This is a genomic window from Nocardia sp. NPDC047654, assembly GCF_043205035.1.
In the GTDB taxonomy this organism is placed as follows: Bacteria; Actinomycetota; Actinomycetes; order Mycobacteriales; family Mycobacteriaceae; genus Nocardia.
This window is the reverse complement of record NZ_JBIDDF010000018.1, coordinates 20,926-41,979: the sequence shown is the minus strand read 5'-3', so window position 1 is coordinate 41,979 and position 21,054 is coordinate 20,926. Positions and strand designations below refer to the sequence as shown.

22 protein-coding genes and 2 tRNA genes are annotated in these 21,054 nt (G+C 68.6%); 10 read left to right on the top strand and 14 right to left on the bottom strand.

All coding sequences use genetic code 11. The features are described 5' to 3' along the window. Nucleotides 1-1,047, bottom strand: a complete 1,047-nt coding sequence (locus tag ACGF7Y_RS31265) for an Hsp70 family protein (RefSeq protein WP_393240135.1) — start codon at nt 1,045-1,047, stop codon at nt 1-3. 125 nt (nt 1,048-1,172) lie between these two features. Continuing rightward, the gene (locus ACGF7Y_RS31260) at nt 1,173-1,724 is read right to left on the bottom strand and encodes a MarR family winged helix-turn-helix transcriptional regulator (RefSeq protein WP_040865121.1); all 552 of its coding nucleotides are present in this window, start codon (nt 1,722-1,724) and stop codon (nt 1,173-1,175) included. Nucleotides 1,725-1,838: 114 nt separating this feature from the next. Here ACGF7Y_RS31260 and ACGF7Y_RS31255 point away from each other — a divergent pair. Beyond that, nucleotides 1,839-1,913 (top strand) — tRNA-Cys (locus ACGF7Y_RS31255). 98 nt (nt 1,914-2,011) lie between these two features. Here ACGF7Y_RS31255 and ACGF7Y_RS31250 read toward each other — a convergent pair. From ACGF7Y_RS31250 to ACGF7Y_RS31225, 6 genes are all read right to left on the bottom strand, one after another. Then, nucleotides 2,012-3,064 carry an ABC transporter ATP-binding protein gene (locus ACGF7Y_RS31250; RefSeq protein WP_393240132.1) on the bottom strand — a complete coding sequence of 351 codons (1,053 nt, stop codon included), beginning with the start codon at nt 3,062-3,064 and terminating at the stop codon, nt 2,012-2,014. Then, nucleotides 3,061-4,614, bottom strand: coding sequence for an ABC transporter permease (locus tag ACGF7Y_RS31245; RefSeq protein ID WP_393240129.1), 1,554 nt, complete (start codon nt 4,612-4,614; stop codon nt 3,061-3,063). The genes ACGF7Y_RS31250 and ACGF7Y_RS31245 overlap by 4 nt, the downstream gene beginning before the upstream one ends. A gap of 2 nt (nt 4,615-4,616) precedes the next feature. Beyond that, nucleotides 4,617-5,639, bottom strand: a complete 1,023-nt coding sequence (locus ACGF7Y_RS31240; RefSeq protein WP_393240126.1) for an iron ABC transporter substrate-binding protein — start codon at nt 5,637-5,639, stop codon at nt 4,617-4,619. 110 nt (nt 5,640-5,749) lie between these two features. Then, nucleotides 5,750-7,168 (bottom strand): metallophosphoesterase, encoded by a 1,419-nt coding sequence (locus tag ACGF7Y_RS31235; protein ID WP_393240123.1) that lies wholly within the window; start codon nt 7,166-7,168, stop codon nt 5,750-5,752. Nucleotides 7,169-7,172: 4 nt separating this feature from the next. After that, on the bottom strand, nt 7,173-7,595 hold the full coding sequence (locus tag ACGF7Y_RS31230; RefSeq protein WP_393240120.1) for a hypothetical protein: 423 nt from the start codon (nt 7,593-7,595) through the stop codon (nt 7,173-7,175). Between the two features lie 526 nt (nt 7,596-8,121). Beyond that, complete coding sequence (locus ACGF7Y_RS31225; RefSeq protein WP_357045124.1) at nt 8,122-8,523, bottom strand: nuclear transport factor 2 family protein; 402 nt, start codon at nt 8,521-8,523, stop codon at nt 8,122-8,124. A gap of 149 nt (nt 8,524-8,672) precedes the next feature. On the opposite strand from ACGF7Y_RS31225, the gene ACGF7Y_RS31220 reads away from it, so the two are divergent. Both ACGF7Y_RS31220 and ACGF7Y_RS31215 read left to right on the top strand, forming a co-directional pair. Next, nucleotides 8,673-9,047 (top strand): hypothetical protein, encoded by a 375-nt coding sequence (locus ACGF7Y_RS31220; protein ID WP_040865145.1) that lies wholly within the window; start codon nt 8,673-8,675, stop codon nt 9,045-9,047. A gap of 288 nt (nt 9,048-9,335) precedes the next feature. Further along, nucleotides 9,336-10,019, top strand: coding sequence for a hypothetical protein (locus ACGF7Y_RS31215; protein ID WP_357125906.1), 684 nt, complete (start codon nt 9,336-9,338; stop codon nt 10,017-10,019). A 294-nt stretch (nt 10,020-10,313) separates the two neighbouring features. Here the strand turns inward: ACGF7Y_RS31215 and ACGF7Y_RS31210 are convergent, their stop codons facing one another. The 3 genes from ACGF7Y_RS31210 to ACGF7Y_RS31200 all read right to left on the bottom strand — a co-directional run bounded on the left by ACGF7Y_RS31210 (nt 10,314) and on the right by ACGF7Y_RS31200 (nt 11,758). After that, a complete protein-coding gene (locus tag ACGF7Y_RS31210) occupies nt 10,314-10,931 on the bottom strand; it encodes a L,D-transpeptidase (protein ID WP_393240115.1) in 618 nt (205 codons plus the stop codon). 274 nt (nt 10,932-11,205) lie between these two features. Then, a complete protein-coding gene (locus ACGF7Y_RS31205) occupies nt 11,206-11,376 on the bottom strand; it encodes a hypothetical protein (protein WP_393240113.1) in 171 nt (56 codons plus the stop codon). Nucleotides 11,377-11,470: 94 nt separating this feature from the next. After that, nucleotides 11,471-11,758 (bottom strand): hypothetical protein, encoded by a 288-nt coding sequence (locus ACGF7Y_RS31200; protein WP_393240110.1) that lies wholly within the window; start codon nt 11,756-11,758, stop codon nt 11,471-11,473. 158 nt (nt 11,759-11,916) lie between these two features. On the opposite strand from ACGF7Y_RS31200, the gene ACGF7Y_RS31195 reads away from it, so the two are divergent. The 4 genes from ACGF7Y_RS31195 to ACGF7Y_RS31180 all read left to right on the top strand — a co-directional run bounded on the left by ACGF7Y_RS31195 (nt 11,917) and on the right by ACGF7Y_RS31180 (nt 14,098). Next, on the top strand, nt 11,917-12,819 hold the full coding sequence (locus ACGF7Y_RS31195) for a helix-turn-helix domain-containing protein (protein ID WP_393240107.1): 903 nt from the start codon (nt 11,917-11,919) through the stop codon (nt 12,817-12,819). After that, complete coding sequence (locus ACGF7Y_RS31190) at nt 12,809-13,015, top strand: DUF397 domain-containing protein (RefSeq protein WP_393240104.1); 207 nt, start codon at nt 12,809-12,811, stop codon at nt 13,013-13,015. The genes ACGF7Y_RS31195 and ACGF7Y_RS31190 overlap by 11 nt, the downstream gene beginning before the upstream one ends. A 258-nt stretch (nt 13,016-13,273) precedes the next feature. Continuing rightward, the gene (locus tag ACGF7Y_RS31185; protein WP_393240101.1) at nt 13,274-13,648 is read left to right on the top strand and encodes a hypothetical protein; all 375 of its coding nucleotides are present in this window, start codon (nt 13,274-13,276) and stop codon (nt 13,646-13,648) included. Nucleotides 13,649-13,720: 72 nt separating this feature from the next. Further along, on the top strand, nt 13,721-14,098 hold the full coding sequence (locus ACGF7Y_RS31180; RefSeq protein ID WP_393240098.1) for a hypothetical protein: 378 nt from the start codon (nt 13,721-13,723) through the stop codon (nt 14,096-14,098). A gap of 56 nt (nt 14,099-14,154) precedes the next feature. Here ACGF7Y_RS31180 and ACGF7Y_RS31175 read toward each other — a convergent pair. From ACGF7Y_RS31175 to ACGF7Y_RS31165, 3 genes are all read right to left on the bottom strand, one after another. Next, nucleotides 14,155-14,227: transfer RNA gene (locus ACGF7Y_RS31175), tRNA-Arg, on the bottom strand. 106 nt (nt 14,228-14,333) lie between these two features. Continuing rightward, the gene (locus ACGF7Y_RS31170) at nt 14,334-14,969 is read right to left on the bottom strand and encodes a DUF305 domain-containing protein (protein ID WP_393240316.1); all 636 of its coding nucleotides are present in this window, start codon (nt 14,967-14,969) and stop codon (nt 14,334-14,336) included. A gap of 545 nt (nt 14,970-15,514) precedes the next feature. Next, nucleotides 15,515-16,450 (bottom strand): DUF3105 domain-containing protein, encoded by a 936-nt coding sequence (locus ACGF7Y_RS31165; protein WP_393240096.1) that lies wholly within the window; start codon nt 16,448-16,450, stop codon nt 15,515-15,517. A 93-nt stretch (nt 16,451-16,543) separates the two neighbouring features. On the opposite strand from ACGF7Y_RS31165, the gene argS reads away from it, so the two are divergent. From argS to ACGF7Y_RS31150, 3 genes are all read left to right on the top strand, one after another. Next, nucleotides 16,544-18,202, top strand: coding sequence for an arginine--tRNA ligase (gene argS, locus ACGF7Y_RS31160; RefSeq protein ID WP_393240093.1), 1,659 nt, complete (start codon nt 16,544-16,546; stop codon nt 18,200-18,202). Nucleotides 18,203-18,263: 61 nt separating this feature from the next. Further along, a complete protein-coding gene (lysA, locus tag ACGF7Y_RS31155) occupies nt 18,264-19,685 on the top strand; it encodes a diaminopimelate decarboxylase (RefSeq protein WP_393240090.1) in 1,422 nt (473 codons plus the stop codon). After that, nucleotides 19,682-21,037, top strand: a complete 1,356-nt coding sequence (locus ACGF7Y_RS31150; protein WP_393240088.1) for a homoserine dehydrogenase — start codon at nt 19,682-19,684, stop codon at nt 21,035-21,037. The genes lysA and ACGF7Y_RS31150 overlap by 4 nt, the downstream gene beginning before the upstream one ends. Nucleotides 21,038-21,054: the final 17 nt, after the last annotated feature.

The window sequence follows — 21,054 nt, the reverse complement described above, 5'->3', positions numbered from 1 at the left end:
TTATCCGAAGCGCCCCGATGTGGGCGCGACGATCTCCGCGGGCGTGGGCACCTTGTTGCCCTCCGGCGTGGGCGCGTCCTTCTCCGCGGCGAGCAGTCCTGCGATGGTGGCGCCCAGGGCGACGGTGACCGCGGCCGCCGCGATGAGTTTGCGCCGGTCGACGGCGACCGGGACGAGGGTGGCTCCGGCGCGCAGCCGGGCCATCCGCACGTCGCCGCCCCTTCGTTCGGCGGCGAGCAGCACGGCGCCGCGCGCGGAGACGAACTCGGGCTCGGGGTCGTAGACGATCGGCAGGTCGATCAGTTCCGCCAGTTCGGCGCGAATGCTCGGGCTGCGCGTGCAGCCGCCGAGCAGCACCATGGCCTCCGGCCGCACACCGGTCTCGTCGATGATCTGCCGCACGAACGACACCGAGTGATGGATGCCCGCCGCGCACAGTTCGGCCAGGTCGCTGCGGGTGACGACGGCCCGGTCGCCGGTGCCGTCGTCGATGGCGGTGACCACCCTGGCCTCGCTCAGTTCCTCGCGGTGACGCCGGATGGTCGGCGTGTCGGTGAGCACGCCGTCGCGGGCCAGCCGCCAGCGCAGCAGCGCGTCGTAGCCGTCGCCACCGAGCACCGTGCTGCGCTTGCTGGACAGGATCGCGTCGGTGCGGCAATCGACATGCGTGATGGTCAGCCCCGAGCTGCCCAGGTCGTAGAGGATCACCGAGCCGCTGTCCGGCAATTGCCCGGTGAAGCGCAGATAGCGCAGCTGGGCGAGGGGTTCGTCGACGATGGTCACGCCGCGGCCGCGCACGCCCGCGCGGATGGCGTCGGCGTGCAGCGGACAGCGGCACGTCACCGCCGTGCCCGAGATCAGCTCGTCACGCCGGTCGGCGGCGCCGTTCATCCGGCGGATCGCCTCGAAGACCGATTCCTCGACACCGCCGCCCGCCCGGCGCGGCACTTCGCAGCGATCGATCGGGGGTAGGTGTGGCTGATCGGAGTGTGTCAGCATCGCATGGGCGCCGCCAGCGCCCGCCGATACCCCCAAGACCAGCACCATGATTTACATGGTGGACCTTTTCGCTTCCGCTGCCAAGACGGCATGCCCGGCAATTCGCCGGTTGGATGCCCGATCGTCACCCGCCGGTCGGTAGCACCGGGTATGCGACCGACCGGTACGTCGAATCAGTCTGTGGCCGTAGCCGACCAGCGCGCCGTTCCCTCGGCGGTGTCGAAGTCGCCCGCGGCGTGTCGGAATTCGGCGAGCAGTTGCAGCAGAGTGTGCAGTCGTTCCGGGGGCAATCCGGGGAGCGCGAAAACCTTCGCGTTGAGTTCCTCGGTCGCCTTCGCCACCAATTCCCGTCCCGCGTCGGTGATTTCGATCAGGGTAGCGCGCCGGTCGCTGGGATGCGGTACGCGCTCGACGAGCTTCGCCGCCTCCAGCCGGTCCACGGTGTTGGTGACACTGGTGGGGTGCACCTGTAAGCGCGCGCTGGCCTTCGCCATCGGCAGCGCACCGGTTTTGCTGAAATTGAGCAGCATGAGCAGCTCGTAGCGGGAGAAGGTCAAGCCGGTGGGTTTGAGCGCCTCGTCCACCCGCGCCATCACGATTTGCTGAGCCCGCACCAGTGACGTCACCGCGGCCATGCCGTCGGCGACATCTCCCCAGCCGTGGCCGACCCACTGGCGGTGGGCCTCCTCGATCGGGTCGTTCGGAAGCGGGCGTGGCCGAGACATGTTCCGATCATTCCATGCCGCCAGGGGCGGACGGGGACATCCGACCAGGCTTCGGATCACCGTGAGCGCAATGGTGGGCCGGGCCTACCCGCCGGGGGCACTATCTAAGGCGAGGCGGGCGTGGCTGAGTGGTTTAGGCAACGGTCTGCAAAGCCGTTTACGCGGGTTCAATTCCCGCCGCTCGCTCCAAGTTTCCTCGGTGTTCGGCTCGGTGCGCGTCATCGCCGAGCCGAGCATTTCGAGGCACGCCCCTACCCGGTATGCCTGGTTCCCGCCAGCGTTCCGCGTCAGACGGCGTCGTTCGGTTCGGCGTACGCCACGGCCGTGCCGACCACGTCGAGGCGCACCCGCTGCCCGGTGACAGGGGCGGCGACGCTGGCGCGGCGTACCCGGATGGGAGTGCTCGCGCCGTCCGGGTCGATGGTCAGGATGACGTCGGCGCCGCGGAAGTCGACCGCGCTGATCCGGCCGCTCTCCGACTCGTTCTCCGAAGCGACATCGGCCACGAGCTGTTCCGGTCGCAGCATGACGGTGGCCGGTCCGCTCGCGGCGTTGCGCTGCACCGGAATCCGGCCCAGTGCGCACTTGGCCACATCGCCCTCGACCACCGCCTCCAGCAGCACGCAATCGCCGAGGAACCGGGCGGTGAACAGGTCCTTCGGCGTGGCGTAGACCTCCTCCGGCGTCCCGACCTGGGTGAAGCGCCCCTCCCGCATCACCGCGACCTGATCGGCGAAACTCAGCGCCTCCTCCTGGTCGTGGGTCACCAGGATGCTGGTCATGCCCGCCTCGCGCAGCGTGTCGGCCACGGCCTGCCTGGTCGTGGCCCGCAAGCCCGCGTCCAACGCGCTGAACGGCTCGTCCAGCAGCATCACCGACGGCTTGCGCGCCAGTGCGCGGGCCAGGGCCACGCGCTGCTGCTGGCCGCCGGAGAGCTGATGCGGCCGCCGGTCGGCGTAGGACGCGGGCAGCGACACCATCTCCAGCAGTTCGCGCACCCGCCGGTGGTTGCGGCGCGCCGAGCCGGGCAGGCCGTAGGCGATGTTCCGGCCGACGGTCAGATGGGGGAACAGCGCCCCGTCCTGGGCGACATAGCCGATGTTGCGACGCTGCGGCGGCACCGAGACGCGTTCGCCGACAACGATTTCCGTGCCGATCGACACCGAACCCGTGTCCGGTGACTCGAATCCGGCGATCACGCGCAGCAGCGTGGTCTTGCCGCATCCGGACGATCCGACCACGGCGGTGGCGGTGCGGTTCGGCACGTCCAGGGTGATGCCACCGAGAACCCGGGTGTGACCGAAGGTCTTCGACACATCGGTGACGACAACGCGACTCATATCCCGGCCGCCTTCTGCGAGTTGGTGAACAGCAAGTACGTCACGGGCACGGCGGCGGCGATCATGATCAGGGCGTACGGAGCGGCGGCGGCGTAATCCAACTCGCCGGACAGGCCCCAGAACCGCATCGCCAGCGTGCGAGTTCCGTTGGGCGCCAGCAAGAGGGTTGCGGTCAGCTCGGTCGCCACCGCGACGAACACCAGTGCGGCGGCGGCGGCCGCGGCCGGCGCCGCGAGACGCAGCGTGACCAGGAAGAACGTCGCCGGCGCCGATTTACCCAGCGAACGGGACGCCTCCTCCAAGCCGACCGGTACCTGGGCGAGCCCGGCCCGCACGCTGACCAGGGCACGGGGCAGGAACAGCAGGAGATAGGCGGCGATCACCATGCCCGCCGTCTGGTAGAGCGCGGGCGCCCACCGGATCGTCACGGTCACCATGGCCAGCGCGATCACGATGCCGGGCAACGAGCTGGTGATGTAATTGGCGCCCTCGACCAGCCGCGCGAACGCCGAGGTGGAACGCACCGCGATCCACGCCACCGGGAACGCGCACAGGGTGGTGAGCAGCGCGGCGACGGCCGCGAGGCCGACCGTCTGCCCGAGCGCGTTGCCGATGTCGGCGACATCCCATACCGCCGCTCCGCCGATGCGCAACCAGCGCCCGATGGTCCACAGCGGCACGCCCAGCGCGGCCGCCGTCACCGCGACGAGCGCGGCCAGAACCGGTAACGTTCCCGCGCCCAACCGGATCCGGGCCGCGGCGCGCGGAGCCCCGCTGCCGATCCGCGCGTAGCGCGCCCGGCCGCGCAGTCCCGCCTCGGCCCCGAGCAGCGCCAGACAGCACAGCACGAGCACACCGGCCAGCATGCTGCCCGCCGGACCGGCGAAGCTGGACTGGTACTGCTCGAAGATGGCCGTGGTGAACGTGTCGAACCGGACCATCACGAAGGCGCCGTACTCGGCGAGCAGATGCAGCCCGATGAGCAGTCCGCCACCGAGGACGGCCAAGCGCAGCTGCGGTAGCACGATCCGCGCGAACACCGCGACCGGTCCCGAGCCCAGCGCCCGCGCCGACTCCTCCACCGCCGGATCCAGGCGGCGCAGCGTGGCGGCGGCGGGCAGATAGACCAGCGGGAAATAGGACATCGTGGAGATCACCACGCCTGCCCGAAGACCGTGCATGGTCGGGAAGACGCTGACCCAGGCGTAGCTGTTGACGAAGGCGGGCACCGCCAGCGGAGCCGCGAAAACCGGCCCCCACCACGACCTCCCCGGCACGTCGGTGCGTTCCACCACCCAGGCCAGCCCGACGCCGAGCGCCACGCAGATCGGCACGGTGCACGCCACCAGCGCGGCCGTATTGCCCAGCAGTTCACCGACTCTGGGCCGGAACACCAGTTCCGCCGCCTGATCGACACCGGTGGAGAAAACGGTCGAAACGATGTACCCGAGCGGCACGAACGTCGCCGCCACCAGCAGCAGCGCGACGCCCGTGACCACCGGCCCCGGTCTGCCGACCCGGGGCGCGGCGACGACGTTCCGGAGTGCCACGGCTACAGCAGACCGGCTTCGGTCATCAGCTGCGTGACCTTCTTCGAATCGAGCTTCGACGGGTCGATCGCCGGAGCCTGCAAGTCGGCCAGCGGCGGCAGCGCCGGGTTCGCGGCCACGCCACTGGCGACCGGGTATTCCAGCGACGTGCCGTCCCGCAACACCTCTTGCCCCGCCTTGCCGACGATGAACGCCAGGAACTTCTGCGCCGCCTCTTGCTTCTTGCTCGCCTTCAGCACGCCGCCGCCGGAGACGCTGACGAAGGCGCCCGGGTCCTGGTTCCTGAAGTAGTGCAGGGCGGTGTCGGCGCTGCTCTCCTTCGTATTCGCCTGGTCGCGGTACCAGTAGTAGTGGTAGATGACGCCGCCGTCCGGGCTGCCGGAGTTGACCGCTTTCATGGTGGCGACGTTGTTCGGGAACGGCGTCGCGTTCTCCTTCATGCCCTTCAGCCAGGCGCGGGTGGCGTCCTCGCCCTTCAGCGCGAGCAGGGCGGCGACGATGGCCTGGAAGTCGGCGCCGGAAACGCCCGCGCCCCAGCGCCCCTTCCACTGCGGTTGCGCCAGGTCGAGCAGCGAGGCAGGCAATTGGCCGGGCTGGACCTTGTTCTTGTGGTAGACGAAAACCGTCGAGCGCGCCGCCACGCCGGTCCACTTGCCGGTGGACGGGCGGAACTGCGCGGGCACCTGCGCCAGCGTCTCGGCGTTCACGTCGGCGAACAGGCCCGCGTTCTCCACCAGCGCCATGGCGGGGGAGTTCTCGGTGAGGAAGACGTCGGCGGGCGAGGCCGCGCCCTCGGCGACCAGCTGGTTGCCCAGCGCCGTGTCACCGCCCTGGCGCAACGTCACCTTGATGCCGGTTTCCTTGGTGAACGCGTCGGCCCATTCTTTGGTGAGCGACTCGTGCTGCGCGTTGTAGACGGTGATCTCGTTCGCGTCGTCGGAGGAATTCGAGCAAGCCGTGCTGCCCAGCGCCGTCATCGCGAGGACCAATCCAGCGGCAATCGTCTTCCATCTGACCGGCTTCATCCTCGTCCTTCCGACCACGTTCCCCGTTGCATATGTTGAGGCTTACCTAAGGAAGATACAGCGTTCGACGTGCGCAAACGTTTCCCGGATGCGGCGAACCCGCGCGCCCGCTACCGCAGCCCCGAGAAGTCGCGCGGCACAACGTGATTGCGATCGGCGCAGGTGCCCAGCGTGTAATCCGGAAGCAGTCCGAAGTACTCGCCGCGGGTGAGCGCGCTCCAGCGCCGCGCGTCCTCGGTGCGGGTCTTGTAGAAGTTGACCATGTAGCCGCCCTCGTAGAGGCGTAGCAGGCTGTAGCCGCCCGGGTACTCCTTGACGGCGGCGACCTCGAGGAACTCCACCGCGCACGGCGCGTCCGGCCTGGTGCGGCGGTTTCGGTGGGTGTGGCCGCTGTGCTGTAGGAAGACGCCGGGGGAGCGGGTGTAGAGCGCTTGCAGTTCACCGCTGTCGCGCCCGTCGAGCACGAAACCCGGTCCGGCGAGGTTGCTCAGTCCGGACTCGGTCGTGACCGGGTGGTGGCCGAACAGCAGGGTCGGCCGGTCCGGATCGGCGCGCAGACGTTCGGCGAGGTGATCGAATTGCGCGCGCTCGATGGACCCGCCCGCGCCGTCCAGGCTGCTGGTATCCAAGCCGAGCACGCGCAGCCCGCCCACTTCGTGCTCGACGAGTTGCTGGCGCGCGGAGAAGGCATCGGCCCAGCAGTCACGGTGGTCGGCGGGCGCGGGGGCGCAACCGGCGTACTCGCCGCCCGTGTGCGGCCGGTCGTGATTGCCGCGCACGGCGAGGTAGTCGCGGCCGAGCGCACCCCACCCGTCGAGACGGGCCCGCACCGTGCGGGTGTCGAGCTCGGAGGCTTCTGCGGTCAGGTCGCCCGCGAGCAGCAGCAGTTCGGCTCCCCGGTCGGGACGGCGCAGGTCGTCCAGCACCGCGGCCAGCATCACCTCGGGATAGGGCGCGAGGCCGGGGCCCTGCCGGAAGCCGGGCGGCAGGTCACCGGCGATCAGCCCGCTGATCTGCTCGCCGAAGTGCACATCGTTGGCCAGCGCCAGGGTGCGCAGCCTGCGGCCGGGCGGCGGAACCAGGGTGGTGAACTCGCCGCGTGCTTCCGGCGCGGCGGGATCGGACGTGGTGAGCGATAGTGCGGGCGCGGCGCGCAGATCCGCCGACCAGGCTTCGAAGCGGTAGGCGCGGCCCGGTTCGAGGCCGCCGATCTCGGCATAGTGGAACGGCGTCGGGTGGTCGTCGGCGAAAACCGGCGCCGGAGCGCGCGCCGAGTCGGCGGGACCGATCCGTACGTGGGTGTCGGCGTCGACGGGTATCAGCCGGCCGGCCGGGTCGGGGGCGAGCGTGGTCCAGGTGAGAATCACCGAGGTGTCGGTGATCGTCACGACTTCCAGATCGGTGGCGACGGCCGCGTCCGGCAGTGCCCGAGCTTTCGTTCGACCGGCGAAGGGGAGGAGTGCGGCGAGGCCGAGTGCCCCGAGAACGGTTCTGCGGTTCGGTCCGCAACAACTCATGCGTGGGTGCATGCGATCAGCGGGTGCCCTCCGCGGAGCAGACCTTCCACTTGCCGTCTTCTTTCGTCAGATGCTCGGTCGTGCTGGATTCGGTGTCGGGCTGCCCGCCGGGTGCCGCGACGGTCAGCTTGCCGGTGACCTTCGCGGTCGCGGTGTCCCCGGTGACGACGATGTCCTCGATCCTATCGATCGTGACCGAAATCGAGGTGCTGTCGAATTCGTTCTTCTCGCTCTCGGACATCGCCTCGAACGCGGCGCGTTCGTGCGCACACGCCTGCTCGGCCGCCGCGCGGAAGCCGCGCGTGTCGAGGGTCTCGTAGAAGTCGCGAATCGCGAGTTCGATCCGCTTCTCGTCCGAGGCGAGCGGGCCTCTGCCCTGCGAGGTCAGGAACACCCCCGTGATCGCCGCGCCCGCGATCACCAGAGCGACTATCGCCACCAAGCCGACGATCAAGCCGGTGTGACCCTTCTTGGGCGGCGGCGGATATCCCTGGGGCGGGTAGCCGGGCGGCGGATAACCAGGGGCCGAGGGGGGCTGCCCGGGGCCGGGTGGCGGATAGTCCGGGCCGGAGGGTGACTGCCCCGGGGGCGGATAGCCCGGAGGCGGCTGCCCGGGCTCGGGCGGTGGATAGTCCTGGCCCGGTGGTACCTGGCCGGGCTCGGGGGGTGGGTGGCCAGGCGAGGGCTGTTGCGGGTGGGGCGGTCGATCATCCGGCGGTTGCCCGCCCGGCGGATAAGCCATCTCGTCCTCCGGTCTACCCCCGGTGGCTGGATCTTTACGCCAAGGCGTGCCCGGGGTAGCGGAAACCAAACGGGTCGGATCGTTCGGACGGGCAACGGGCAACGGGCAACGGGCGGCTTCGGTACGCGAGGGGTATCGAGGACGGGAACGGTGGATACCGGGTGGCCGCGACACACGCGTTGCGGTGCGGTGGTCGGACGCGCGGCGAACGGTTTCCGCTGCGTCAGGCGGCCAATGCGGCGTGCCAGCGCGCGGTGTCGGTGTACTGGTGCAGGCGTGTGATGCGGCCTTCGTCGTCGACCTGCCACAGGTGCACGAACTCGGCCTCGTACTCGCGGCCGGTCGCGCGGGCCGCGCCGCGATAGTGACCTGTCACCACGACGGTGCCGTCCGTGGTCTCCTGCCAGGTCTCGTCGAACGGGGCGGTGTCGAAGTCCCTGGCAACCGCGCCCCAGATCCGCGCCATGGCCGCCAGCGGGCCGTGGAAGGCGCCGCCCGCGCCGCACGGCATGCCCGGGGCGGTGCGCACTTCGAACTCCGGATGCAGCAGGGCCAGGATCGCCGGTCCGTCACCCGTCTGCGTAGCGGTGTAGAAACCCTTGACGACCTCGCTCTTCACGGACATGTCCGACTCCTTCTAAAGTGATTGTTCTAGAACGATCATATTAGAACGTCTCGGGCGCGACCGTCATAGTCGTGTGGCCGAAGTCATGTCGTCCGATTCGAGACCGGGTTGCCTGGTGCTTGCCGCATATGTCCGGCTAACATTCGAACATGGGTTCGATAAGCGATGAAACGCCGCGAACCGAAGGCACGGGACCGGAGCTGGTCTACCCGAACAGGACCGGCCACTACTACCGGACACTGACCTACCCGCCGCGCCCGGTGTGGGTGCGGCTGGACGCGATCCTGGTCCGCGACCCCGGCACCCCGCGGCACGTGAACGGCGCGGGAGTCGTCATGCGCGGCGAGCGCCCCGGCACCTTGACGCACTGGTTCCCTACCGTCGACGGGGACTGGATGGGACGGGTGACCTACAGCATCCAGTTCGCCGACGGTCGCCCGGACCTGCACGTGCGCGACCAACTGGTTCCGGCCTACGCGCTGCGCCCCCGGCGCACCGAGCGATCCGAACCGGAGTCCGCCTGATCGGCGACCCGCCGCGGGGCGTGTTCTCGAACCTGGTGTTATTCGTGCGCTGCGTTCCGGACGCGCCGAGCGATCGGAGTTCACCGGGTCGGCGGAACTCGCGGTGCGGGATGCTGCACCAGCCACCCGTCATAGCTACGAATTTGCCTCTTCTTTTCGAGCCTGAGAGGCCCCTGTGAGCACCCTGTCGGCCCCTGTTTGCCAGGGTGGGCACGCGCGGCCGAGTGGGTTGTCCGGCCGGTTGCCGATCGGTTGTCGCCGTAGGGGGCCGGTGATACGTTGCCCGGCATGGGATTTCAGTTGCCGCATCCCGAGGTGCTGTGGGCGCGCGTGACCGTCTTGGACGTGATCACCGCCGCCACTCGCACGGATCGGGTCGCGAGCGGACAGGAGATCGGGCAGACGGCCGGAGTGGAAGGTGGCCGGCTGATCAGCGACGACGGCGAGGGCAACTGGTACTCGCTGGTCAGATATCCCGGCGACCGCGCGCTGCTATTCGGGCGGGACGAGGACAACGAGGTCGCCGGGACCTCCTACGATCCGCTTGCCGCGGCGCCCGCCTGGGTGCGCTCGGTGGAACCGACGGCAAAGCTGCCCGGCGGCGTCGACGGCCCGGTCAGCTTCGTGCGCTGGTGGGAGTTCGGCCGCTGGCAGCACACGCCGACCGACCTCGACGACGGTCTCGAGATGGGCCTGAGCGCCGCTTCCGACCGGGAGAGCTTCACCGGCAGCGTCATGAGCGCCGCCATCCACGCGAAGTGGGTGGAGATGGACTACGAGGCGGGCAAGCTCACCGCCCTCACCGTCGACCCCACCGCCCTGCACGCCCTCTGCGACGCCACCGAGAACGGCACCGTCACCAAGGCTCATTTCTACTTCCTCCAGCCCGGTCTGACGGCCCCCGCCTTCACCTACCTCACCAACGCCGGCGTCCTCACGTCCGCCGCCAAGCCCACCGAACCTTTGTCGTGACCCTCTGATCGCAGGCGACAACCACCATTCGAGAAGGGCTCCGGCTTCCGGGGCCCTTCGCTCGTATCACGGCGGCATTCGAGAAACCCCTCGTCTACATATCCAACGCCGTCAGTCGCTCGATCGCCGGATTCGACGTTCGCGGCTGTCGATGCACGCGCTTGTCCTCGGCGCGGCGCACTGGCGGGCTAGTTGCCGCCAGTGGACGGCCTGGTGACCGTGCGGCGCGAGCGGATGTCGCTCCGTTCGGCCGAGTAACCGAGCCTCGCCATCGAGCTGGTCGCGGCAACGGATTCAGATCGCATAGATGCCGATAACAGGCTTCCGCGACGGCTCGAGGGTGGTCAGCAACGTACGCATGACGTCGTTACCGACCGCGACGCATCCTGCCGTCGGCCTGCCGACCTCCACGTGGACGAAGAAAGCCGAGCCCCGATTCGGCACGACGGGGAAGCGGTTGTAGTCGATGACCAACGCGTAGTTGTACTGCGGATCGGTCCGGCCGAGATTCTCGCTGAGTGTGGTGTCGAACGGGCATTCACTCTCGGCGCACCGATATTTCTGGTTGTACAGCGGGCTCTCCGGGTCGGACACCCACCACCAGGTATTCGACGGATCCACCGACAGGTAGGGAAGTTTCGCGCCTGCCTGAGGTAGCCGGCCGAAGCCCTCGGTCAACGCGAACGTGCCCTCCGGCGTAAACGCCGCCCCTTCCCTCGCCTCCCGCGAAATACCCGCCTTGCCCACCCAGGCGGGCACCGCCAACGTGCGCTCCCACCGCCGAAACCGGTTCCGCTGCCACAATGCCAACGTCCCCCGATCGGCCCCGGCAGGCGCCGTCACCCAGACGACTTGAGTGCCGGGTACCGCGTCCGGATCGAACGGCGGCCGACTTCCGCTGATTCCGATCACCGATACGATCCCGACCACTGCGACCGCCACCAAAACCCCTGTCACGGTCCAGCGCAGTACCCGCCCGCGCCGGGTCCCAGCGTCAGCCAATACTGTTCACGCTCCTCCGTGTAGCCGGATGCCCGCTAGCTCGCATAGTGCCCGTACCGCGTACGGCCGAAAGGCCATCACCCGATGCAATCGTATTCACCACCGCTTCCCAGCGGGTGAGTCGACGAGCGGCACACGGCTGCGGCATACGTCGGGTAGACCTGTCCGTGGTGTGCCCCCGGCGTTATCGACGTGGTGCTACGGCATTCCAGTAGTCGAATCTGACCGCGTCCCAGAGGTGGAAGCGTTCGGGGAACCACTCGCGGACCTGGGCGAGGTCGGGGCGGTGTTCGCCCTCCCCGAAGAAGATCACGCCGGGGTCGCCGTTCGGGATATCGATGATCGAGCCGTCCATTCTCATCCGGTAGGCCGGGGTCGTCGCGGCATGGTCGATCAGTGATTCGATCGCGATTCTTGCCCCTCGGACGATCTGCCAGAGAACGGCGTGGTCACCAAACGTCGTGCGGCGCAACATCTGGCCTCGCTCGCGTGGTGTCGATCTCGTCATAGGCCGACAGCGCCCGCCTGCCGCCGGCTGTGATCTGGTACCCGCGACGGCCGACCAGTCCGGCATGCACGATCAGCCCCGCCGACTCGAGCGGCGGCACCGTGCGCCGCACCTGCCATCCGGTCAGGTTCGCCGTTTTCACCAGCGCGTCGACGGACAAGATTCCGCCCGGTTCGAGCGCTGCCAGCACGTCGGCCTGAGTTCTGCTGAGTCGGATGTCCGGTGGCATGCGGCAAAGGATGTGCTGGGCGCCGATCTCGGCGCGGGGCAACACATTACGTGGGCAAACTCGCGCAAATCACCAGCTCGGGTTGTACAACGCCGCCTACGATCGGCGCGGACCGCAACAAACAGAGATCTCGGAATGCAACGGCAGGGGAGACGTGCATGGCAGACGACCGCGCGGAGGAAACGGGCAGCACACTGCCGCGACGACAGCTCGGCAGGTATCTGAAAGAGGCTCGGGAGGGAGCGGGTTTCACCCTGGAACGGGCCGCGTCCCTCATGGAGTGGAACAAATCGACCCTGAGCCGCCTGGAGCGCGGATTGACCGAAAAGGTCAGAGTCCGTGACGTTTCAGGACTCTGCGAAATCTATGGATTGAGTGGGGAGAACACGGCTGTCGCCAGGGTGCTCGCTGAGCAGACGCCGGCGAAGTCGTGGTGGCATACCTACGGAGATTTGATCCCGGCGTGGTTCAACCTGTACGTCGGGTTGGAAGCCAGCGCGACAGAATTGGCGAGTTATCAGCCATTGCTCATACCGGGACTGCTACAGACACCGGACTACACGCGGGCTATCGATCGGCATTACTTCACAAAGGACACCGAGGAGGAGCTGGAACGCCGTATTCAGGTTCGTGCTCAGCGGCAACACCTTCTCACCCGATCGCGTAACCCGACAAGAGCGTCGTTCGTGCTCCACGAGTCCGTGCTGCGAACGGTGGTCGGTAACCGCCGTGTCATGACTGCCCAGTCGAGGCACCTCGCAGACATGAGCACTCTGGCCAACGTAGATATCCGGATACTGCCGTTCCACGCCGGAATTCCGCTCGGGGCAGCCCTACCGCCGTTCACCATCTTGGACTTCGCCCGCGACGGGCGTGGCAAGCTGACGGAGCCCCCGGTCATCTATTGCGAGAACTACACCGGCGCCGCGTACCTTGAAGGGCCAGCGGATGTGCTCAGATTCCGTGAGGCATTCGCGATGCTTCAGCAGGCAGGACCGGACGTCCGCCCGAGCCGTGACCTGTTGCGAGAGATAGCGAGGGAGTTCGACCGTGAACGCTGACTTGTCCGGAGCGCGCTGGTTCAAATCGAGCCATAGCCAAGGGGGAGCCGATTGTGTCGAGGTCGCCCACCTGGCCGGAGGCACGGTCGGCGTCCGTGACTCGAAGAACCCGACCGGCCCGGCGCTGATCTTCACGCCCGGCGAATGGGACACCTTCACCGCCGGTGTGGTCCGTGGCGGGTTCGACCGGGCATAAAGCTACTGCAACCTTGCTGAGGGTTACCTCGACCAGCGGCAGTTCCCGCAGCGTGGCGACGTCGGCGAGCAGTGCGGCGGTATCCCGCGGCCGGTGGAGGTAACCGAATTCCCAGCGGCCGGTCCGGGCACTCCAGCCGGAAAGGCAGCACCGAAGCCGCGGCGGGTCGACGTCCGTGCTTACCAGTCGTTAAGGATTTCTTCAGGCCGGTCGGTGAGGGTCGCGCGATAGTCATTTCGTTCTCGCGTAGGAGCCTTGATGATCGCAACCCGTCCGACCCTCCTAGGGCTTCCCCTGCTCGTGCTGGCCGCTACCGCTGGTCTGGCAACGGCTCCCGCCGCCGTGGCGCAGCCCCCGCTGCCGACCTATACCTGCAAGTACACGCCCATCACCAGCTACTTAGTGGTTTTCAGTTCGATGCAAGCGCGCAAGTGCGCAGCGTCACCGGGCGCTCCGCTGGACGGTAACTATTTCTATCCGGTCAGGATGGAGAACAGCGTCACCGGTGAGAAATGGGAGTGCGGTGGCGCATTCCCGCACCTCGGCAAGCCGATCCATCCGGGAATGGGAGCTTACGAGGCGGAGGCGGTGCTCAACGCCGGGGTGGACGCGAGCAACTGCCGCCCGATCTGACCGCGCGGTGCGCGCGAGACAGCTGTTTATGAGTGCTGGAAGCATTGATTCCGATTTCGAACAGGAACCCCGATGAGTACAACCCGAACGGTCCGACTCGGGCTGCCGATACTCCTGCTGGCAGCTACCGCCGGTCTGGTGACCGCCCCCGCCGCAGAGGCGCAAGTTCTGCCCACCTACACCTGCGGCTACACGATCGACTTACCGCACTTCGAATCCGTCAAAGGCCGCGAATGCACGGCCTCGGCGGGCGCTCCTCTGACCGGCCACCACTGGATCACCTTCCTGATGCAGAACAGTGGATCGGGTGAGAAATGGGTGTGCAACAGCGTCGAGGCGGCACTGGTCCCGTACTACCTGGACGACAAGATAGATCCGGGCTACGAGGACTTCGAACGGGCATACGGTCGTGGCGCAGACGCCAGTGTCTGTAACCGCCTACTGGACTGACTCCGGCTACGGCACGGAAAAGGCCGCCTACCAGTGATCTGGTAGGCGGCCCGCGGTGCCCTCGGCAGGATTCGAACCTGCGGCCTTCTGCTCCGGAGGCAGACGCTCTATCCCCTGAGCTACGAGGGCGGGATAGGGCTCGGTCGGGGCCGGGGAGGCGGTCCGATCGGGCTGGGTCAGCCTATCGTATCGGTGGCCGTCCGCCAAAAAGCGCGGGCGGCGGTGTGGTTTCGGGTCAGGGGAGGGGGGCGGCGCCTCGGGCGGTGAGCATGGTGGTCATCAGATCGGATTCGCCGCGCTGGGTTGTGGCCATGGTTTCGGCGAGGGTGCGCACCGCTGTGGTGGCTGCGTGCTGGGCGGCGTAGTCGATCATCGGCAGACCACCCTGATGGTGGCGCAGCATGAGCTGTAGGAACTTGGTGTCCAGGGCGGGGCCGGTGGCCTGGCGCAGCGCCGCGAGTTCGGCGGGCGTGGCCATGCCGGGCATGGCGGACACCGGGCCGGAGTGGTGCGGCATGTCCGTTCCGGAGTGATCGTGGCCGCCCATCGGTTCGGTCATCCAGCCCATGAACCCGTCCACCCCTTGCGCGGGTTCGCCCCACAGCTGCAACCACCCCTGCATGCGCCCGATCTGGCTCTGCTGAGTGGTGAGGATGTCGTAGGCCAGACGGCGTACCTCGGTGTCGGTGGAACGAACCAGCACCACGCCCGCCATTTCGACCGCTTGCGCGTGATGCGCCGACATGTCCTGGCCGAAACCGACGTCGACCGGGGCCGGATCCGGTTCCGGGGACCTGTCCAGCGGAATCCGGGCCAGTACGCCGATCGCGAAGCCGATGAGAATGGCCCCGATGATGCCGAGCGTCAGCAGGGCGGTGCGCTGGCGGCGGAACTGCCCGCCGACGCCGGCCGGTGCTTCGCGGGTATCTGATCCGGTCGCTTCGCGATCGTGGGATCCGGCTGGTGCTTCGCCCGTGTCGGAGCTGGTAGGTGCTTTGTCGGCCGAAATATGAGCCTCTTGGGCGACTCCGGTGCTTTCGCGCGACGCTTCGCGACCGCCCGATCCGGTCGATGCTGCGCTTTCGTTGGATCCGGTGGCTTCGCGACCGTCCGGCCCGGTGACCTCACGAGTGCCGGAGCCGGTGGATTCGGGAGTCCCGGATCCGGTGGCTTCGCGACCGCCGGAGCCGGTGCTTTCCGAACTGCCGGAGCCGACGGTTTCGGGAGTGCCGGACCCGATGACTTCGCCACCACCGGTCCCCGTCACCGCACGAGTGCCGGGTTCGGTAGACGCCGCGCGGTCGCCGGACCCGGTGGCTTCGCCCCCACCGGACCTCGCGGCTTTCCCTCGGCCCGAGCCGGTGGCTTCGGGATCACCGGGCGCAGCGGAGGCTCCGCGATTTCGATCGCCGGCCACTACTGCCCCGCGCCGGGTGCGGGCGGGACGGGCGCGGGCGGGACGGGCGCGGGCTGCGGGGGCACCGGAGCGCCGGGCAAGCCCGGCAGGCCGGGAAGACCGGGAACGCCGGGCACACCGGGCAGGCCGCCGGGCGCACCACCGAGTTCGGACTGGTCCTGCTGTAGGCCCTTGCCGTCCATCGGCACCGCGTCCGGTCCGGGCGGCGTCGGGTCGAACGGCGGCGGGTTGTCGGTGTCGAAGACGATGGTCGAGCAGTCGGCGCCCACTTCGGGGTAGGCGTAGTTGTTCAGCCGCAGCGCGGTGATGAACTGGCCGACGCGCTTGTCGTCCGGGCTGTCCAGCTTCAGCTGATGACCCCAGGACTGCAGCGATACGGCGGAATCCAGGCCGGGGTAAGGCGACATCATCGTGTACGGCTTGCCCTCGACCTTCGTCTTCAGCGTGGCGATGCCGTCGGCGTTCACCTTGTCCGGGTTGTAGGCGATCCACACCGCGCCGTGCTCGAGGGAGTGCACCGCGTTCTCCACCCGGATCGGCTTGCTGTAGACCACGCCGGTGCAGGTCGCCCAGGACTGGTCGTGCGGACCGCCGAAGGGTGGCGCCTGGTCGTAGGCCACGCGCTGGTTGGACGCGATGTGCAGACCCGCGGGGTATTCCTTCTTCACCACACCCGCGATCCCGTCGGACGGGTCCTTCTTCTGCGCGCTCGGCGTGTACTTGTCCAGGTCGGCCTTTTCCCGGTACTTGGGGACCAGGTTGTAAGCCAGTGCGCCGATCAATGCGATGATTACTACGGCCGCGCCGATGGCCGGCCAGGGGATCTGCCGGTTCTTCTTCGGAAGCTGTCCTCGTCTGCCTCGCTTGCGAGGATCGGACAACTTCGCCGCGGCCTTGGCGGCCTTGGCCGATTTGGCGCTGGGACTGCTAGGCATCGCTCAGTGTGCTCTTTCGACGTTGATGGATCCGCTGGCTGCGCAGTGCCCACCCCGAGGTGTACACCCGCCAAGACCATAGGATAGAGACTCGTGACTCCAGCTGACCTTGCAGATCTCCTTCGCTCGACAGCGGCGAAGGTGCTTGTCGAACGTGGACTGGACCCTGCGGTCCTGCCCGACGAGGTCACCGTGGAACGCCCCCGCAACCCCGAACACGGCGACTATGCCACGAATGTCGCGATGCAGGTGGCCAAGCGCGCCGGAACCAAGCCGCGTGATCTGGCCACCTGGCTGGCCGACGCGCTGGCCGCGGCCGACGGCGTCGCCGCTGCCGAGGTCGCCGGGCCCGGGTTCCTGAACATCCGCCTCGCGGCCTCGGCGCAGGGCGCGATCATCGAGCGGATACTCGCCGCGGGCGCCGCGTACGGCACCGCGGAGACGCTGAAGGGCACCCGGATCAACCTCGAGTTCGTCTCGGCCAACCCGACCGGTCCCGTGCATCTGGGCGGAACCCGGTGGGCTTCGGTCGGCGACGCGCTGGGCCGCATTCTGGCCGCGCAGGGCGCCGACGTGGTGCGCGAGTACTACTTCAACGACCACGGAGCGCAGATCGATCGGTTCGCCGCCTCGCTGGTCGCGGCCGCCACCGGAGCGCCGACCCCGGAGAACGGATACGCGGGCGCCTACATCGGCGAGATCGCCGACAAGATCCTGGCCGCGCACCCCGACGCGCTGAGCAAGCCGGAGGCCGAGCGCCTCGAGGTGTTCCGGGCCGAGGGCGTCGAGCTGATGTTCGCGCACATCAGGGAGTCGCTGCACGAGTTCGGCACCGACTTCGACGTCTACTTCAACGAGAGCTCGCTGTTCGCCTCCGGCGCGGTCGAGCAGGCCGTGGAGCGGCTGAAGAACTCCGGCGACCTGTACGAGAAGGACGGCGCCTGGTGGATCGCCAGTTCGGAATACGGTGACGACCAGGACCGGGTGGTCCTCAAGAGCGATGGCAAAGCCGCCTACATCGCCGGCGACATCGCCTACTTCCAGGACAAGCGCTCCCGCGGCTTCGACTTGTGCATCTACATGCTCGGCGCCGACCACCACGGCTACATCGGCAGGTTGAAGGCCGCCGCTGCCGCGTTCGGCGACGATCCGGCGACCGTCGAGGTGCTGATCGGGCAGATGGTGAACCTGCTGCGCGACGGCGTCGCGGTGAAGATGAGCAAGCGGGCGGGCACCGTGGTGACGCTCGACGACCTGGTCGAGGCGATCGGCGTGGACGCGGCTCGGTACTCGCTGGTGCGCTCGTCGGTGAACTCGAGCATCGACATCGACCTGAACCTGTGGGCCAGCCAGAGCAACGAGAACCCGGTCTACTACGTGCAGTACGCGCACGCGCGGACCGCGTCCATCGCCCGCAACGCCGCCGAGTTCGACTACGACTCCGTCACTGCCGACCTCGCGCTGCTGTCGGCGGAGGAGGAGGGCGAGCTGATCCGCACTCTCGGCGAGTACCCGCGCGTGGTGGCCGGTGCGGCGAGCCTGCGTGAACCGCACCGGGTGGCCCGCTACCTGGAGGAGCTGGCCGGCGCGTACCACCGTTTCCAGACCAACAAGAACCTGCGCGTCCTGCCGCTGGGTGACGACCCCGTCTCCCCGACGAACGCGGCCCGGCTCGCTCTGGTCAACGCGACCCGCCAGGTCCTGGCCAACGGCTTGGCCCTGCTCGGCGTCGGCGCGCCGGAGCGCATGTGACCGGCCGATCGACCACAGCGAGGAAGGAAGGCTCAGTGAGCGAGCACAGCGAGGTCGGAGCATGAGCGCGCATCCCGCCGGTCCACGGCATGCCGAGATTCCGCACGCACCGAACCTGCCGGAGCGTCCGAGCGATCCGAAGCAGATGATCGACCTGCCCGCCAACGTATGGCCGCGCAACGCCACTCGCGACGAGGCCGGCGTCGTCCACTTGGCGGGCGTGCCGGTGTACGAGCTGGCCGAGCGCTTCGGCACGCCGCTGTTCGTGGTCGACGAGGACGACTTCCGTTCCCGCTGCCGTGACATGGTCCGCGCCTTCGGGGCGAACGCGCGAGTCCACTACGCGTCCAAGGCGTTCCTGTGCGGCGAGGTCGCCCGCTGGATCCGGGACGAGGGCCTGGCGCTGGACGTCTGCTCCGGCGGCGAACTGGCCGTCGCGCTGCACGCGGGCTTCCCCGCGGAGCGAATCGCGTTGCACGGCAACAATAAATCGGTCGCGGAGCTGGAAGCGGCGGTGTCCGCCGGGGTCGGCCACGTGGTGGTCGACTCGCTCATCGAGATCGAGCGCCTGGAAGCCGTCGCGATCCGCGCGGGCGTGGTGCAGGACGTGCTGGTCCGGGTCACCGTCGGGGTGGAAGCCCATACCCACGAATACATCTCGACCGCGCACGAGGACCAGAAGTTCGGTTTCTCGATCGCGGGCGGTGACGCGATGGAGGCGCTCGCGCGCGTCTTCGACGCCGACAACCTGCGCCTGGTCGGCCTGCACAGCCACATCGGCTCGCAGATCTTCGAGATCGACGGCTTCGAGATCGCCGCGCGGCGCATGCTCGGCCTGCTGCGGGAGGCCATCGACAAGTTCGGCGTCGAGCGCACCGCGCAGATCGCGACGCTGGATCTCGGTGGCGGACTGGGGATCTCGTATCTGCCGTCGGACGACCCGCCGCCGCTGGACCGGTTCGCCGCGAATCTGCGCGAGCTGGTCGCGGCCGAAGCCGAACGCGCGGGTCTGCCCACGCCGGTGATCGCGGTGGAGCCCGGCCGCGCCATCGCGGGGCCCGGCACGGTGACGCTCTACGAGGTGGGCACCATCAAGGACGTCTCGCTGGACGGCGGCCTGCGCCGCCGCTACGTGAGCGTCGACGGCGGCATGAGCGACAACATCCGGCCCGCGCTGTATCAGGCCGACTACGACTGCCGCCTGGTCTCGCGGTCGTCGCAGGCCGGACCGGTGGTCGCGCGCGTCGTCGGAAAGCATTGCGAGAGCGGCGACATCGTCATCCGGGACACCTGGATGCCCGCCGATGTCGGCCCCGGCGACCTGGTCGCCGTCGCCGCCACCGGCGCGTACTGCTACTCGATGTCCAGCCGGTACAACCAGTTGACCCGTCCCGCGGTCGTCGCGGTACGGGACGGACAGCCACGCCTGATCCTGCGCCGGGAGACGGTGGCGGACCTGCTCAGCTTGGAGGTGGAAGCGTGACGGCGAACGCGAACAAGGGTGCGTGGGGGACCGATCGCCCGATCGGTGTCGCGGTCCTGGGCATGGGCAATGTCGGCACCGAGGTCGTGCGCATCCTGCGCGAGCACGCCGAGGACCTGCGTTCCCGCGTCGGAGCCCCCGTGGTGCTACGCGGGGTGGCGGTCCGCAACCTCGACACCGACCGCGGTCTTCCCGCGGGCCTGCTGACCACCGACGCCGACGCACTGGTCGCCCGCGACGACGTCGACCTGGTGGTGGAGGTGATCGGCGGCATCGATCCGCCGCGCCGGTTGATCCTGGCCGCGCTGAACGCGGGCAAATCCGTGGTGACCGCGAACAAGGCCCTGCTGGCCGACTACACCGGTGAACTCGCCGCCGCCGCCGAGCGCAGCCGCGCCGACCTGTACTTCGAGGCCGCCGTCGCCGGCGCCATCCCCGTGGTGCGCCCGCTGATCCAGTCGCTGGCGGGCGACCGGGTGAACCGGGTGGTCGGCATCGTCAACGGCACCACCAACTTCATCCTCTCCGCGATGGACGAGACCGGCGCCGACTACTCGGCGACGCTGGCGGAGGCCACCCGCCTGGGCTACGCGGAAGCCGATCCGACCGCCGACGTGGAGGGTTACGACGCGGCGGCCAAGGCCGCGATCCTCGCCTCGCTGGCCTTCCACACCCGGGTCACCGCCGCCGACGTGTACCGCGAGGGGATCTCGCGGATCTCCGCAGAGGATCTGGAGACCGCCTCGGCGCTCGACTGCACGGTCAAGCTGCTGGCCATCTGCGAGCGGGTGGACGCGGGTCCCGGCGAGCCCGGGCCGGAGGAGGGCGGCAAAGAGCGCGTCTCGGTGCGCGTCTACCCCGCGCTCATTCCGCGCAAGCACCCGCTGGCCGCGGTGACCGGGGCCTTCAACGCGGTCGTCGTGGAGGCGGAGAACGCCGGGCGGCTGATGTTCTACGGGCAGGGCGCCGGCGGCGCGCCGACCGCCTCCGCCGTCCTCGGCGATCTGGTGATGGCGGCCCGGAACAAGTTCTACGGGGGTCGCGCTCCTGGCGAATCGGTTTATGCTGAGCTACCGATCGCGCCGATCGGCGATACGCCCACGCGCTATCACGTCAACCTGCAGGTCGAGGACCGTCCTGGGGTTCTGGCGGCGGTGGCGGGCGAATTCGCCAATCACGGGGTGAGCATCTCGACCGTCCGTCAAGAAGGGCACGGCTCGGGTGCGCGCCTCGTCGTGGTGACCCACCACGCAGTGGAGTCGGCGCTCGCGGACACCGTGGCCGCCCTGGCGGAGATGGCATCCGTCACATCTGTGACCAGCGTTCTGAGATTGGAAGGCACCGAAGAATGACCACAGCGTCGCGCAGC